12 protein-coding genes are annotated in these 14,592 nt (G+C 73.0%); 5 read left to right on the forward strand and 7 right to left on the reverse strand.

What is annotated here, in order from left to right; genetic code table 11:
* Positions 1 to 156 precede the first annotated feature (156 nt).
* Both KBY32_RS02020 and KBY32_RS02025 read left to right on the forward strand, forming a co-directional pair.
* Positions 157 to 2,247 carry a SpoIIE family protein phosphatase gene (locus tag KBY32_RS02020; RefSeq protein ID WP_210978588.1) on the forward strand — a complete coding sequence of 697 codons (2,091 nt, stop codon included), beginning with the start codon at positions 157 to 159 and terminating at the stop codon, positions 2,245 to 2,247.
* A 34-nt stretch (positions 2,248 to 2,281) separates the two neighbouring features.
* Complete coding sequence (locus KBY32_RS02025) at positions 2,282 to 3,145, forward strand: Fpg/Nei family DNA glycosylase (protein ID WP_210978589.1); 864 nt, start codon at positions 2,282 to 2,284, stop codon at positions 3,143 to 3,145.
* Between the two features lie 8 nt (positions 3,146 to 3,153).
* Here KBY32_RS02025 and KBY32_RS02030 read toward each other — a convergent pair whose 3' ends face one another.
* The 5 genes from KBY32_RS02030 to KBY32_RS02050 form a co-directional block, all read right to left on the reverse strand.
* Positions 3,154 to 5,310 (reverse strand): caspase family protein, encoded by a 2,157-nt coding sequence (locus tag KBY32_RS02030; RefSeq protein WP_210978590.1) that lies wholly within the window; start codon positions 5,308 to 5,310, stop codon positions 3,154 to 3,156.
* The gene (locus KBY32_RS02035) at positions 5,307 to 5,717 is read right to left on the reverse strand and encodes a hypothetical protein (protein WP_210978591.1); all 411 of its coding nucleotides are present in this window, start codon (positions 5,715 to 5,717) and stop codon (positions 5,307 to 5,309) included. Before KBY32_RS02035 ends, KBY32_RS02030 begins: the two co-directional genes overlap by 4 nt.
* A 133-nt stretch (positions 5,718 to 5,850) precedes the next feature.
* Complete coding sequence (locus KBY32_RS02040) at positions 5,851 to 6,504, reverse strand: zf-HC2 domain-containing protein (protein WP_055618983.1); 654 nt, start codon at positions 6,502 to 6,504, stop codon at positions 5,851 to 5,853.
* Positions 6,505 to 6,655: 151 nt separating this feature from the next.
* Positions 6,656 to 7,171 (reverse strand): hypothetical protein, encoded by a 516-nt coding sequence (locus KBY32_RS02045; RefSeq protein WP_210978592.1) that lies wholly within the window; start codon positions 7,169 to 7,171, stop codon positions 6,656 to 6,658.
* Positions 7,172 to 7,317: 146 nt separating this feature from the next.
* Positions 7,318 to 7,863, reverse strand: coding sequence for a sigma-70 family RNA polymerase sigma factor (locus tag KBY32_RS02050; RefSeq protein WP_210978593.1), 546 nt, complete (start codon positions 7,861 to 7,863; stop codon positions 7,318 to 7,320).
* 212 nt (positions 7,864 to 8,075) lie between these two features.
* Here KBY32_RS02050 and KBY32_RS02055 point away from each other — a divergent pair, with 212 nt between their 5' ends.
* The gene (locus KBY32_RS02055) at positions 8,076 to 9,221 is read left to right on the forward strand and encodes a CapA family protein (protein WP_055618980.1); all 1,146 of its coding nucleotides are present in this window, start codon (positions 8,076 to 8,078) and stop codon (positions 9,219 to 9,221) included.
* Between the two features lie 85 nt (positions 9,222 to 9,306).
* On the opposite strand, the gene KBY32_RS02060 is transcribed toward KBY32_RS02055, so the two are convergent.
* Positions 9,307 to 9,780, reverse strand: a complete 474-nt coding sequence (locus KBY32_RS02060) for a MarR family winged helix-turn-helix transcriptional regulator (protein WP_210978594.1) — start codon at positions 9,778 to 9,780, stop codon at positions 9,307 to 9,309.
* Positions 9,781 to 9,837: 57 nt separating this feature from the next.
* On the opposite strand from KBY32_RS02060, the gene KBY32_RS02065 reads away from it, so the two are divergent.
* Positions 9,838 to 10,653, forward strand: a complete 816-nt coding sequence (locus KBY32_RS02065) for an alpha/beta fold hydrolase (protein ID WP_210978595.1) — start codon at positions 9,838 to 9,840, stop codon at positions 10,651 to 10,653.
* A 45-nt stretch (positions 10,654 to 10,698) separates the two neighbouring features.
* Here KBY32_RS02065 and KBY32_RS02070 read toward each other — a convergent pair whose 3' ends face one another.
* Positions 10,699 to 11,160 carry a universal stress protein gene (locus tag KBY32_RS02070; protein ID WP_055618977.1) on the reverse strand — a complete coding sequence of 154 codons (462 nt, stop codon included), beginning with the start codon at positions 11,158 to 11,160 and terminating at the stop codon, positions 10,699 to 10,701.
* 88 nt (positions 11,161 to 11,248) lie between these two features.
* Here KBY32_RS02070 and lysX point away from each other — a divergent pair, with 88 nt between their 5' ends.
* On the forward strand, positions 11,249 to 14,530 hold the full coding sequence (lysX, locus tag KBY32_RS02075; protein WP_210978596.1) for a bifunctional lysylphosphatidylglycerol synthetase/lysine--tRNA ligase LysX: 3,282 nt from the start codon (positions 11,249 to 11,251) through the stop codon (positions 14,528 to 14,530).
* Positions 14,531 to 14,592 lie beyond the last annotated feature (62 nt).

Genomic DNA, 14,592 nt, shown 5'->3' on the forward strand with positions numbered 1-14,592 from the left:
CCTCTCCCGGTCCCCGTGCCCCGCCATGCTCTCGCCCTGCCATGGTGGCGCCCGCGCCACACCTGCCGCCCCGCCTGTCACTCCTTCGCCAGCCGCCCGCGGCCCCCTCCCGCCGCCCCGGTCGAAGAATCGGGCAAATACTGGCAAGGTGGGCGCATGGTTGATCGGGGAGCGAGCGCCCTGTCACTCCCGGACGACTGGCCCACCCACCCGGAACCGATCCTGGCGCTCAACCGCATGGGCAGCTTCGACTGGGACCTGGACAACGGGCTGTTCCACATGGACGCCCAGGCCCACGAGGTCTTCGACCTGCGCCCCGACGAGTACGACGGCCACCCCGAGAGCCTCGCCTCCCGCGTCCCGCCCACCGAGGGCTTCCGCCTCGACACCCTGGTCTCCCAGGCCCTGAAGGACGGCAGCGAGAACTACGGCGCCTACTTCCGCATCCGCACCCGCTCCGGCAGGCTCCGCTGGACCCACACCCAGGGCTACATCCGGCGCGACGCGACCGGCCGGCCGCGCCGCATCATCGGCATCGTCCGCGACGCCACCGAGGAGCTCGCCGAGAGCGAGGAACGGCGCGAACAGGCCGCGGCGGACGAGGCGCGCCGGCAGCAGACCAACGTCGTCCAGCTCACCACCGCCGCCCTCGCGCACGCGCGCACCGTCCAGGACGTCATCGACATCCTCAAGGACACCCAGGGCCTCACCCACCTCGGGGCCACCAGCCTCGTCATGGGGCTCCTCGAGGCCGGCAGCCGCATCCGGCTCGTCGCCGAGGGCCCGTCGGGCAGCTTCGTCCCGGGGACCCTCGTCACCCGGATCGACGAGCAGTACCCGATGAGCGAGGTCGTCCGGACCCTCAGCCCCCGATTCATCGAGTCGCCGGAGGAGTTCGCCCAGAGCTACCCGATCCTCTGGCCGCACATCACCGATCTGCACATCACCTCCGCCGCGTACATGCCGCTCATCGCGCAGGCCCGCCCGATCGGCGCCATCGGCCTCCTCTACAGCGACCGGGCGGGCTTCTCCGCCGAGGACCGCAACGTCCTCGTCGCGCTCGGCAGCAGCATCGCGCAGAGCCTCCAGCGGGCCATGCTCTACGAACAGGAGAAGGACCTCGCCACCGGCCTCCAGCAGGCCATGCTGCCGCGCACCATCCCCAGCGTGCCCGGCGCCGAGGTCGCCGTCCGCTACCGCGCGGCCGGCGCCGCCGGCAGCCTCGGCCGGGACATCGGCGGCGACTGGTACGACCTGATCCCGCTGCCCGGCGGCCGGGTCGGCGCCGTCATCGGCGATGTCCAGGGGCACGACACGCACGCCGCCGCCGTCATGGGCCAGCTCCGCATCGTGCTGCGCGCCTACGCCGCCGAGGGCCACACCCCGGCCACTGTCATGGCCCGCGCCTCCGTCTTCCTGCACGAACTCGACACCGACCGCTTCGCGACCTGCCTGTACGCCGAGGCCGACCTGTCCACCGGGGTCGTCCAGGTCGTCCGCGCCGGCCATATCGACCCGATGCTGCGCGGCCCCGACGGCACCTGCCGGCGCGTGGCCATCGAGGGCGGGCTGCCGCTCGGCCTGTCCGCCGAGTTCGGCAGCCTGGAGTACCCGGTCGGCACCCTGGAGCTCGACGCCGACCACACCCTCCTGCTCTGCACCGACGGCCTGGTCGAACTGCCGGGCGACGACCTCGACGACGGCATGCACGCCCTCACCGGCCTCATCAGCGCCGGACCGCTCGACGTACGGGAACTCGCCGACCGGCTCATCGACGTGGCCGAGGAACGCGGCGGCGACGACGACGTGGCCCTGCTCCTGCTGCGCCGCCGCGTCCTGGACACCCCGCAGGCCGGCGGACGGCTCCAGCAGCACGTCGCCCCCGGCGACCCCGAGGCCCTCACCGGCGCCCGGCACATGATCCGCGCCGCCGTGCGCGCCTGGAGCGCCGGGGACCGCGCCGACGAGATCGAACTGGTCGCCGACGAGCTGATCACCAACGCCCTCATGCACACCGAGGGCGCCGCCGTGGTCACCCTGCGGGTCCTCGCCGGCACCGAACGCCGGCTGCGCGTCGAGGTCGAGGACTCCTCCAGCGCGCTGCCCCGGCGCCGCGAGGCGGGGGAGTCCGGGGTGTCCGGCCGGGGCCTGCTCCTGGTCGACCTGCTGACCGACGTGTGGGGCGTGGAGGCGCGGGGCGGCGGCAAGGCCGTCTGGTGCGAGTTCGTGGTGCCGGAGCGGGACTGACCGTGTTGTCGGCGGCGGATGGCACTCTGGACGTATGCCGGAACTCCCCGAGGTGGAAGCGCTCAAGGACTTCCTCACCGAGCACCTGGTCGGTCATGAGATCGTCCGGGTGCTGCCCGTCGCGATCAGCGTCCTGAAGACCTACGACCCGCCCGTCGACGCGCTGCAGGGCCACCGCGTCACCGCCGTGCACCGGTACGGCAAGTTCCTCGACCTGGAGACGGACGGCGGGCCCCGTCTCGTCACCCATCTGGCGCGGGCGGGCTGGCTGCACTGGAAGGACCCATTGCCCAGCGGTGTGCCCCGCCCCGGCAAGGGGCCGCTCGCCCTGCGCGTCGCGCTGGAGACCGGCGCCGGGTTCGACCTGACCGAGGCCGGCACCCAGAAGCGGCTCGCGGTGTACGTCGTCCGGGACCCGCAGGAGGTGCCCGGCGTCAGCCGGCTCGGCCCCGACCCGCTCGCGGACGACTTCGACGAGGCACGCTTCGCCGCCCTGCTGGAGGGCGAGCGCCGCCAGATCAAGGGCGCCCTGCGCGACCAGAGCCTCATCGCCGGGGTCGGCAACGCCTACAGCGACGAGATCCTGCACGCGGCGAAGATGTCACCGTTCAAGCTGGCGGCCTCGCTGACGCCCGAGGACGTCACCCGCCTGTACGAGGCGCTGCGCACCACGCTCTCCGAGGCGGTCGAACGCTCACGAGGGATCGCGGCCGGACGGCTGAAGGCGGAGAAGAAGACCGGCCTGCGCGTCCACGGCCGCACGGGTGAGCCCTGCCCGGTGTGCGGCGACACCATCCGCGAGGTGTCCTTCAGCGATTCCTCGCTCCAGTACTGCCCGACCTGCCAGACCGGCGGAAAACCCCTGGCGGACCGCCGCCTGTCCCGCCTCCTGAAGTAGCCCCCACCTCAGGTCAGGCTGCGTGTGGCCAGCCATGCGATGAAGGCGAGGACGGCCAGGACCAGGGCCGGGACGGCCAGCCAGCGCGCCAGGGAGGTGAGGGCCTTCGTGAGCGCGGTGGAGCCCTGCGTGTACCGCTCCGGCCGGGCCCGCAGGTCATGGCGTGCGACGGAGCTCAGGACGAGCGCGACGACGGCGGTGAGGACCGAGGCGACGAGCAACGGCACGGCGCCGGTCCCCTCGACGAACGAGCCCAGCGACCGCGAGTCCCCGGTACCGGCGTCGGCGAAGTCCCGTACGGCCCGCACCCCCGAGAGCGCGGCCGCGACAAAGGTGCCCACCCCGGCCAGGGCGGCCACCAACGCGCCTCCGCCCACCACGACGGCCCGCCGGGAGGGCGCCGGGGCGCGAGCCCTCTCCTGCCTCCGCGGCGCCCCCTCGGGCCTCCGCGGCGCCCCCTCCGGCCTCCGCGGCGCCCCCTCCGGCCTCCGCGGCGCCCCCTCCGGCCTCCGCGGCGCCTCCTCGGGCCGCGGACGGATGCCGGCCGGGGCGACCTGCGTCTCGGCGTTGTGACGATCAGTGCTGCCGGGGGGCCGGGTGTGCGGGGCGTCATCGGCCGGTCGGGGCCGTGTCTGGGGCGGGGTGTCGGGGGACGGGGCGAGCCGTGTCTCGTCGGCCGCGCGTGCGTGTGCCGCCTCCGGGCCGGCGGGTGGGGAGGGCGGCGCATCGGGGGACGGGATCACCCGGGTCTCGGCGGCCGGGTGCGCGGGGGCCTCGTGCGGGGCGTGGGCGGTGGACGGGACGCGCCGCTCATCAGGGGTCACCCCCGAATGGGCGGGTGCCGGGGCCGGGGCTGCCGTCGCCCGGGCGTGCCCCTGACCGGATGCCTCCGCGTCGTCCGGTGCCGCCGCCAGCTCCGCCTCGACGTGGACCACCGTCTCGTCGGCCACCCCCTTCAGCAGGATGTCCGCGCTCAGCCGGCCCTCGGCCGCCGGGTCGACGGTGATGTCCAGGCCGTCGTCGGTCTCCGTGAGCCGCAGCCAGGGTTCCGTCGGCTGGGCCACGAACGCGCGGGCGAGGGGCAGGCCTCCGAGGGTCACCGTCTTGTGCGGCACGGGCGCGTCCCGGAGCAGCCGGCCGAAGTCGAGGCGGCCGGTCGACGGCTGGAGCCGGATCTCCCGCAGATGGGCGCTCGCGGTGTCCGCGACCTGGCGCATGTCGTTGTGGGCGACGTCGAGGAGCGCCTGCCGCGCGCCCTCGGCGACGGGCAGGGTCTCGCTCTGCAGGCGGTAGCGCAGCTCGGCGACCGCGCCCAGCCGGGTGAAGTGGTTCTTGCTGTGCAGGGCGGTCCGCCAGGACGCCGGTATGGGCTCGGGCGCGATCTCGACCCGGCGCCGACGCCGGCTGTGCGCGAGGTGCAGCTCGCCCTGCATCTCGACGGTCTTGCCCGGCGTCTGGTGCGGGTTCTGCCCCCGCACCCGGTCGTAGACGTAGTCGTACAGGTCGTCCAGGGAGATCTCGCCGTCCGCGTCGAGGTCCGCCTCGCCGGTGTCGAGGCCCTGCACCACGGCCCCGGTGAACACCGAGGGCCGCGGTGCGGTGTCCTCGGTGAGGTCGCCGCCCTCGACGGCGTACTCCATGGAGCTGGACGCCGTGATGACGGCCCAGCCCCGCCCCCCGGCCGGCTTGTCCGTGGCGAAGGAGTCCAGGACGTTCACGTCTCCGGTGGACCGTACGCCGGACGAGCTCCGGGAGAACGCCCCGCCGTAGCAGCAGTCCAGGAACAGCACGGTCCGGCCCGCCCGGCTGCGGGACATGCACCGGCGTACGAACTGCGCGGGCACCGCGGTCGCCTCCAGCAGCAGCGGCTCGGTGTCGCTGGCGGCGAAGTACAGCTCGCCGGACTCGCTCTTGATCCCGTGGCAGGAGAAGTGCACCACCAGGGTGTCGTCGCGGCGCCGGTCGGAGAAGAAGTGCTCGATGCGCCGGCGCAGGACGTACGAGGGCTGGTTGCTGACGACGTCCACGTCGAAGTCGCCGATCTGGGGGTCGCCGAGGACCTCGGCGAGCGCGTCGGCGTCGTGTCCGGGCGCCTTGAGCTGCTTCAGGGCCCGGTCGTCGTACCGCTCGTTGGCGATGATCAGCGCGTGCCGGGTGTCCGTCATGGCCGGGCCTCCGTGGTGGCGGAGTGGCGCCGTACGAAGGCCTCGAGGGCCTGGGCGACCTGCTCGTCGGAGGCCTCCGAGATCTCCAGGACGTCGTCGTCCATGACCAGCCGCAGCGCCGGACGGCTCTGCGCGCGGGGGCCGCGCCGGACCCGGCCGAACCAGTCCCGCAGCACGGTGACCACCTGGTTCAGGGCGGTGACGGAGGTGCCGAGGGTGACGAGCAGGGCCCCGAGCTGGGCGGCGTCCACGGCCCGCGCGCCGGGCGGCGCCGGTCCGCCGGGGACGGCCGTCACCCGGTCCACGTCGAGCTGGAGCAGTTCCTCGCGCAGATAGCCGGTCAGCTCCGCCACCCGCTCGGGATCGGCTTCGTCGTCGCTGAGGTCGATGCGCACGGTGCGTTCCACCGGATCAGCCCCTTCGCGGTGTTCACAGCGAACGGTGGCTCCCCGTCCTTCTTACAGTTTCCGCTGCTCACAGGGGTGCGGCAACTGCACGCGCGGGGCACCGGGCTGACGGAACTTCACCGTTCAACCGGTGTCATCCGGCCTTCAGCGTCACCAGGTGTTCGCCGTCCGCCGTCCGTACCTCGTAGCGCGCGATCTCGTCGGCGTGCATCGCCGAGGCGCCCTTCATGGTGTTCTCGCGGGCGTCGTGGTGGGCGGCCGACCAGCTGGTCACCGTCTCCTCCGCGCCGTCACGGCCGACGGCGATCAGATGGCAGGCGCGCGGGCCGGCGCCGTCCTTCACCTTGAGCTCGACCTGGGTGCCGTAGACCTCGTTCTCCGTCCTGACCTGCGCCCACACGCCGGAGCGGGCGTCGGTGGCCTCGACGACCTGACGGGTGTGCTCCTCGCCGCTCGCCATGAGCGCGACGCCCGGTCCGACCAGCGCGATCACCACCGAGGCGGCCAGCGCGTACACGGTGCGCCGGCGCGCCGCGCGGTGCCGGACGGCCACCGCGTCGAGCAGCCGGTTCAGCATCTGCGGGCCGGGCTGCGCCATGGGGTGCACGAACCGCGGCGTCGACCGCCGGTACAGCATCAACTGGCGGGTGACGGGCCCGAACTCGGTCACGTGTGCCGTGCACTGCGGGCACTCCATGAGGTGGTCCTCGAAGCGGAACGCCTCCGCCTCGCTGAGCACGCCGAGCGCGTACGCGGCGACGTCGCGATGCCTCTCCAGGGACCTCATGCCGAATCCTCGTGCCGTTGGGTGTGGGGTGTGTTACTCCGTGCGCCCATTGGTACGCACCGGACGGCCGAAACACTCAAGCCACACGCAGAATCGCAACCAAGGGATTCGGAGCGGTCGGCGCCGAGGATTGGTCCCGGGGGAGAACTTCTCAGAAAAGGTGGATGGCCAGGTGTCCCAGGGGCAGTCCGAGCTGCCAGGCGGGCGTCCAGACCTTGGGTCCCTCGTCCTCGCCGGACACGCTGCCGCCCCCCGGCACCGCGTTCAGATCGGGTGCGAGCAGCTCGGTCTCCTGCAGCCAGCGCCAGGCCGCCTCGGCGAGCAGCAGATCGGGTGCGGGAGCGCCGGACTCGGCGGCCTGCGCCGCCAGCTCGGCCATCCGCTCACGCACCCAGTACTGCCACGGCTGGTCGTAGGCGGTCAGGGAGAGCCAGGTCTCCAGCTGGGTGACGACCCGGATGCCGGACAGCTCGCCCTCGGTGTCCGACAGGAAGATGGTCAGCGCCAGGGCGTCACGGCCGGCGCGGAACTCGAAGGACGTCGGTGGCATGAGGTCACCGGTGCGCAGCAGCTCGTCGGCGATGTACTCGGCGTACAACCACGCCATGGGGACGGTGAGTTCACCGCCGCCTGTGCCGTCCGTGCTCTCCTGACCTGTGTGCAGCATCCCTTCCTGCCTTCCTCCGGTGGGTGCGTCGCCCCACCCCGGGGTCGTGGGCCGTTGCCCTATCCGGAACACGGATGGGGACAGCCGATTACTCAACCGGGGTGTTCAGCAAGGCGCTTTACGGAGGTTTGACTCGGCCTTCGGTTTCACCGCAGGTCGGGCGCGTATCCCGGAAGCACCCTGCGCAGGGCGCGGAGCGCGTAGTAGGCGCGCGACTTCACCGTACCGGGCGGAATACCGAGGGTTTGCGCCGCTTCCGCCACACTCGCCCCCTGGAAGTACACGAGCACCAGGACGTCACGGTGCTCGCGAGTGAGAGTCTTCACAGCCTCGCGGACGTCGAGCACCTCGGCGGCCCGCTCGGCGTGGTCGGACATGACGCGGGCGTTCTCCAGGACCGCGTCGCCGACCTCGGCCGGCCGCGCCTGCCGCGCCCGTCGCGCGTCGATGGCGAGCCGCCGGGCGACGGTCATCAGCCAGGGTCGGACGGAGTCGAAGTCGTCGGCGCGCAGGGCCTCGGGATGCTGCCAGGCGCGCACCAGCGTCTCCTGCACCAGATCCTCGGCCCGCTGCCGGTCTCCGTCGCAGAGCCGGAGCAGAAGCGCGAAGAGGGGCCGGCCGTGCTCCCGCTGCAGTGCGGCGAGCTCGTGCTCGGCGGTCGTCCTGTTCGTGAGGGTCGTTCCGGCCGTCATGGCCGTATCGCAGCGCAGGCCCGCGACGGGGGACAGGGCGTGCGCACGGGCCTGCGGCGGACGGTCGATCGCGTCGGTGAACGGTGCGGTGAACGGTCCCTTCCGCCTGCGGCCGATGCGCGGACGGGCTAATCGGAGTGGCCGAATTGTTTGCGATGGTGTCCCGCTTCGTACCTATTTGATGCGTATATACGACCACAAGGGGTGAGCTGATGATCGCACGCAGTCGGCTTGTGGCCATCGCTGTCACAGCCGTCCTCGCCGCAGGCGCCGCCTGCCAGGCCCACAACCGCGAGGTCGCGGGCCGACCGGGCCCCTCCGCCGGTCCCCGCGGCTTCACGCTCGTCGCCACCGGCGACGTGCTGCCGCACACGCCCGTCATCGACCGCGCGCGCTTCGACGCCGGAGGCAAGGGGTACGACTTCCGTCCGATGCTCGCCGGGGTGAAGCCCGTCGTCTCCGCCGCCGACCTGGCGCTGTGTCACATGGAGACCGTCTACGGCGAGAACGGCGAGTACACCGGCTACCCCCTGTTCAAGTCACCGCCGGAGGTCGCCCGCGCTCTCGCCACCACCGGCTACGACGGCTGCTCCACGGCCTCCAACCACAGCCTGGACGACGGCGCCGCCGGCATCCTGCGCACACTGAACGCCCTCGACGAGGCGAAGGTGAAGCACGCCGGCACCGCCCGCTCCGAGGGCGAGTCCCGCACCGCGACCGTGTTCCGGGCAGGACCGGCCCGGGTCGCGCATCTGTCGTACACCTACGGGGTGAACGATCTGCCGCTGCCGGCCGGCCAGCCCTGGGCGGTGAACCTGATCGACAAGGAGAAGGTCGTCTCGGACGCCCGCGCCGCCCGGAAGGCCGGCGCCGACGTCGTCGTGGTGTCCCTGCACTGGGGCACCGAGTGGCAGGACGCCCCCGACGAGGAGCAGCTGACCCTGGCCCGCGACCTCACCGCCGCGCGCACCGGCGACCGCCCCGACATCGACCTGATCCTCGGCACCCACGCCCATGTCCCGCAGGCCTACGAGAAGGTCAACGGCACCTGGGTGGTCTATGGCATGGGCGACCAGATCGCCGGCCCGATGTACAACGACCAGGGCGTGCAGGACCCGCGCGGCAACGAGTCCACGCTCGGCCGGTTCACCTTCGAGCCGCCCGAGGAGAAGGGCGGTCGCTGGGAGGTGGCGAAGGCGGAGTTCCTCCCGCAGCTCTTCGACGTCGACGCCGGCCGCACGGTCGACCTCAACCGGGCCATCGCGGGCGGCGCGGACCTGCGGGGGGTGCGCGACCGCATCCGGGACGTCGTCCTCAGCCGGGGCGCGGCGGAGGACGGCCTGGAGATGGGGAAGTAGCCGGGGCGCGGCGAGGGACGGTCCGACGATGGGGAAGTGGCCGGGTCGGGTGGAGGGCGGCCCGGCCATGGCGGAGTGGCCCGGGTCAGCCGCCGTCGGCGCGCTCCATCAGCCGCAGCAGCTCGCCGAGCACCCGTACGCACGCCGTCACCTCGGCGTCCGTCAGCTCGCCGCCGGTCTCGCGCAGAGCCCGGTGCTCACGCGCGAGCACGGCCGTGATCGCCTCGCGGCCCGGGTCCGTGAGCCGGATGAGCGAGGAGCGCTGGTGGGCCGGGTTGGGGATGCTCTCCACCAGCCCCTGCGCGGCCGCCTCGTTCACGGTGCGCTGCAAGAACTGGCGGCTCACCGCCAGGGCGCGGCCCATCGAGGGGACCGTCAGCGGCCCCCGTTTGTGCAGCAGGTCCAGGACCGCCCGGACCGTGACGGACAGGCCCTCGACGGACTCGCCCTGCTCGACCTTGCGCTGGGTCAGCCGGTACAGCGGGCCCACCAGGTCGAAGACCTCGGTGAGCCGGTGGCCCAGCTCGTCGGGGGGAAGGGGCTTGCCGGTGTCGTTCACCCGCCCATCATGACACCTCGGTTGTCAAAATCGCGAGAAGATGACACCTTGGTTGTCATGACAGCTGCTGTGGAACCCAGCTTCTTCCCCTCGGCCGACGGCGACCTCGCCTACCTCGACACCGGCTCCGGCGACCCCGTCGTCCTGATCCACCCCGGATACGTCGACCACCGCGCCTTCGCCGATCAGATACCGGCACTCGCCGCCCACCACCGGGTGATCGCCCCCGACGTACGCGGCCACGGCCTCTCCGCCAACGCCACCAAGCCCTTCCGCTGGGCCGATGACCTCGCCGCCCTGCTGCGCCACCTCGGCACCGGCCCCGCGGTCCTCGTCGGCGTCTCCATGGGCGGCGTCGTCGCCACCGACACCGCGCTGGAACACCCGGACCTGGTCCGGGCCGTGGTCACCTGCGGCGCCGCCACCGGCGACTTCACCTACACGGACCCGTGGACGCGGGGCATCCAGGCCGAGTACGCGCGCACCCTCGGCGCCGGCGACATCGAGGGCTGGCTGACCGCCTTCCTGCGGGTGCTCCCCGGCGAACACCGCGACGCCTCCGACGTCGACCCCGAGATCGCCCGGCGGCTGCGCGAGATGGCCCTGCACACGATCTCCAAGCACACGCCGGACGAGAAGGACCGACTCGTCCCGGTCACCGGCTCCTGGGCCCGGCTGCCGAAGCTCGACGTCCCGCTCCTGGCCCTCAACGGCTCCCTGGAACCCGCCGACATGCTCGACGCCGCCGAACGGCTCGCACGGGCCGTCCCGCACGGCCGCACCGCCACCATCGACGGCGTCGGCCACTACCTCAACATGGAGAAGCCGGACGACTTCAACGCGATCGTCCTCGACTTCCTGCGCGCCCCCTGACAGCGGCCCGGCACGGCGGCTACGGCACGGCGGCCACGGGTGGCGCTACGGCACCACGGTCACCGGCCAGCGCCCGGCCTTGACCAGCCGTACCGCCACCGAGCCGACGATCCGGTGCCCGGCCTGCTCCGAGGCGCCCACCACCACGGCGTCCGCCTTCAGTTCGTCCGCCGCCTTCACCAGGCCGCCGTACGGGTCGCCGCGGAACGTGTGGAACTCCCAGCGCAGATCGAATATCCCCTTCACCCGCTCGGTCGCCTCCCGCAGATAGGCGATCAGCTCCTCGGCGATCTCGTCCGTCGTCTCCGCGACCGGCGCCCCGAGCGCGACCCCCGCCGTCACCACCGGCTGCACGTACACCAGGGCCAGCAGCGCCCGCTGCCGCCTGGCCAGCCCGGCCGCGTAGGCCGCGGCGCGCAGCGACGACTCCGAGCCGTCCACGCCGACCACGATGACCTTGGGACCGTCGGTGCCCCGCTCGAATTGGTGCGCGTGCTGTTCCGTCACGCCACGGAGGCTATCGGAAGCCCCCGCTCCGGCCGCCGGGCAGGCCGCTCGACGGGCGAGGAGCCCGCCGCGTTCCTAGAGTCGAAGAATGACTGCCACCGTGGAGACCGCCCGGGGGAAGGGCGCCACGGACTCGACGAGGCCCCCCGCACACCGGGTTCTCGGCAAGGTCCCGCAAGGCTTCGCGACCTTCTTCGGCGCCCTCGGCCTGTTCTGCGTACTGCTGGCCCTCATCCCGCCGCTGCGCACCGCGCTCCGCCCCGTCGTCCGCGCCCTCGACCAGAACATCGTCCCCGTCAGCGCCAACCTGGCCTACGCCGTCTTCCTCTTCCTGCTCGCCGCCGCCACCGCCGCCCGCAAGAAGGTCGCCTGGTGGCTGGTCGTCGTCTATCTGGGCCTGCTCGTCCTCAGCGACCTCATCGGCACGGTCGTCGGCGACTACGCCGACTCCGTCCCCTCCCTCGTCGTGTGCGCGCTCGCCCTGGCGCTGCTGATCGCCGCCCGCGGGGAGTTCTACGCCGAGTCCCGCCGCGCCGCCGTCCGCCGCGCCCTCGGCGTCCTCGTCGCCGGACTCGCCGTCGGCATCCTCATCGGCTGGGGCCTGGTCGAGCTGTTCCCTGGCACCCTCCCGCAGGGGCAGCGGCTCGCCTGGGCCGCCGACCGGGTCTGCGGCGGCCTCGTCTCCGGCACCAGCTACGACGGCCGGCCGCCCCGCCCCCTGTCCTTCGTGCTCGGCCTGTTCGGCGCGCTCGCCCTCCTCAACGCCGCCGCCACCCTGTTCCGTTCGCAGCGGATGGAGGCCGCCCTGCACGGCGACGAGGAGGAACGCATCCGCGCCCTGCTGCGGGCCTACGGCGACCAGGACTCCCTCGGCTACTTCGCCACCCGCCGCGACAAGGCCGTCGTCTTCTCGCCCAGCGGCAAGGCCGCCGTCACCTACCGCGTCGAGGCCGGCGTCTGCCTCGCCAGCGGGGACCCGGTCGGCGACCGGGAGGCCTGGCCGCACGCCATCGCCGCCTGGCAGGACCTCGCCCGCCGCTACGCCTGGGCGCCCGCCGTCATGGGCGCCTCCGAGGACGGCGCCACCGCCTACGCCCGCGCCGGACTCGGCGCCCTCCAGCTCGGCGACGAGGCGGTCCTGCGCGTCCAGGACTTCGACCTCGACGGCCGCGACATGCGCGTCACCCGGCAGGCCGTCCACCGCGTCCGGCGCACCGGCGCCCACTGCCGGGTCCGCCGCCACTCCACCCTGAGCGCCGCCGAGATGGCCGCCATCACCGGGAAGGCCGACGCCTGGCGGGACACCGAGACCGAACGCGGCTTCTCCATGGCCCTGGACCGGCTCGGCGACCCCGCCGACGGCGACTGCCTCCTCGTGGAGGCCCTCGACGAGGACGGCGACCTGATCGCGCTGCTCTCCTTCGTGCCCTGGGGCCGCGACGGCGTCTCCCTGGACCTCATGCGCCGCGACCGCCGCCGCGCACCCAACGGCGTCATGGAGTTCATGGTCGCCGAGCTGTGCGCGGCCGCCCCCAAGCTCGGCATCCGCCGGATCTCCCTGAACTTCGCCGTCTTCCGCTCCGTCTTCGAGGAGGGCGCCCGGATCGGCGCCGGACCCGTGCTGCGGATGTGGCGGCGCCTGCTGCTGCTCCTCTCCCGCTGGTGGCAGCTGGAGGCGCTGTACCGCTCCAACGCCAAGTACCGCCCCCAGTGGTACCCGCGCTTCCTCTGCTACGGCGAGGCCGCCTCCCTCGCCCGGATCGGCCTGGCCTCCGGGATCGCCGAGGGCTTCGTCTCCGTACCGTCGCTGCGCAAGCTGCACCGCAAGGGGCGCCCCCGGCACGAGCCCCGCCCGGCGACCACCGAAGGTCTGCCCTCGCTCGCGGCACTCGGTCTCGAAGGAGGGGACGAGGCCGCCGCGGCCGCGCCCGACGCCGGACTCCCCGAACAGGTCCGCGTCCGGCACCGCACCCTCGACCGGCTGCGCGCGGCGGGCGTCGACCCCTACCCCGTCGGCATCCCCGAGCGCACCCACGCCCTCGCCGACGTCCCGCCCGGCCAGCAGGTCACCGTCGCCGGCCGGGTCATGCTGGTACGCGACTTCGGCGGACTGGTCTTCGCCGTGCTGCGCGACTGGTCCGGCGACCACCAACTCGCCCTCACCCGGTCCGGGTCCGGCGCCGCCCTCGACCGCTTCACCGCCGACTGCGACATGGGCGACCTGATCAGCGCCACCGGCCGGGCCGGCGTCAGCGACAAGGGCGAACCCACCGTCTTCGTCACCTCCTGGCAGCTCATCGGCAAATGCCTGCGCCCGCTGCCCGACAAGCGCCGCGGCCTCGCCGACCCCGAGACCAAGGTCCGGATGCGCTACCTCGACCTGGTCTCCAGCCCCACCGCCCGCGACACCGTCCGCGCCCGCTCCACCGCCGTCCAGGCGCTGCGCCAGGGCCTGCTCGACCGTGGCTATCTGGAGGTCGAGACACCGGTCCTCCAGCAGATCCACGGCGGCGCCAACGCCCGCCCCTTCACCACCCACATCAACGCCTACGACCTCGACCTCTATCTGCGCATCGCGCCCGAGCTGTACCTGAAACGGCTCTGTGTCGGCGGCGTCGAGAAGGTCTTCGAGATGGGCCGCACCTTCCGCAACGAGGGCGTCGACTACAAGCACAACCCCGAGTTCACCATCCTGGAGGCCTACCAGGCGTACGCCGACTACGACGTGATGCTCGACCTCGTCCGCGACCTCATCCAGGGCTGCGCCCGCGCCGCCTTCGGCTCGGAGATCGCCCGCAAGGACGGCGAGGAGTACGACATCTCCGGGCGCTGGCCGGTCAAGACGGTGTACAGCGCGATCTCCGAGGTGCTCGGCGAGGAGATCGCCCCCGGCACCGAACTGCTCCGGCTGCACCGGCACTGCGACCGCGTCGGCGTGCCCTACACGGCCGACGACGGCCACGGCGACGTCGTCCTGGAGATGTACGAACGGCTGGTCGAGGAGAGGACACAGCTGCCCACCTTCTACAAGGACTTCCCGACCGACGTCTCCCCGCTCACCCGCCAGCACCGCGAGGATCCCCGGCTCGCCGAACGCTGGGACCTCGTCGCCTTCGGCACCGAACTCGGCACCGCCTACTCCGAACTCACCGACCCCGTCGAACAGCGCCGGCGCCTCACCGCCCAGTCGCTGCTCGCCGCCGGCGGCGACCCCGAGGCGATGGAGCTCGACGAGGAGTTCCTCGACGCCCTGGAGTACGCCATGCCGCCCACCGGAGGGCTCGGCATCGGCGTGGACCGGCTCGTCATGTTCCTCACCGGCCTCACGATCCGTGAGACCCTGCCCTTCCCGCTCGTCCGCCGCCGCTGACCGGGTCCGGGGTGTCTCATCCCAAAGGGCTCCGCCGCCCGGGTGCTTCGATGCCGCCGTCC

Source organism: Streptomyces sp. RK62 (assembly GCF_018070255.1).
In the GTDB taxonomy this organism is placed as follows: Bacteria; Actinomycetota; Actinomycetes; order Streptomycetales; family Streptomycetaceae; genus Streptomyces; species Streptomyces nigra.

What these genes read in the sequence shown, in the direction of transcription:
- KBY32_RS02020 (WP_210978588.1), top strand. Translation starts at nt 157, where the DNA reads ATGGTTGATCGGGGAGCGAGCGCCCTGTCACTCCCGGACGACTGGCCC.
- KBY32_RS02050 (WP_210978593.1), bottom strand. Translation starts at nt 7,863, where the DNA reads ATGACGGCCGGAACGACCCTCACGAACAGGACGACCGCCGAGCACGAG.
- KBY32_RS02040 (WP_055618983.1), bottom strand. Translation starts at nt 6,504, where the DNA reads ATGAGGTCCCTGGAGAGGCATCGCGACGTCGCCGCGTACGCGCTCGGC.
- lysX (WP_210978596.1), top strand. Translation starts at nt 11,249, where the DNA reads ATGACTGCCACCGTGGAGACCGCCCGGGGGAAGGGCGCCACGGACTCG.
- KBY32_RS02030 (WP_210978590.1), bottom strand. Translation starts at nt 5,310, where the DNA reads ATGACGGACACCCGGCACGCGCTGATCATCGCCAACGAGCGGTACGAC.
- KBY32_RS02025 (WP_210978589.1), top strand. Translation starts at nt 2,282, where the DNA reads ATGCCGGAACTCCCCGAGGTGGAAGCGCTCAAGGACTTCCTCACCGAG.
- KBY32_RS02045 (WP_210978592.1), bottom strand. Translation starts at nt 7,171, where the DNA reads ATGCTGCACACAGGTCAGGAGAGCACGGACGGCACAGGCGGCGGTGAA.
- KBY32_RS02055 (WP_055618980.1), top strand. Translation starts at nt 8,076, where the DNA reads ATGATCGCACGCAGTCGGCTTGTGGCCATCGCTGTCACAGCCGTCCTC.
- KBY32_RS02065 (WP_210978595.1), top strand. Translation starts at nt 9,838, where the DNA reads ATGACAGCTGCTGTGGAACCCAGCTTCTTCCCCTCGGCCGACGGCGAC.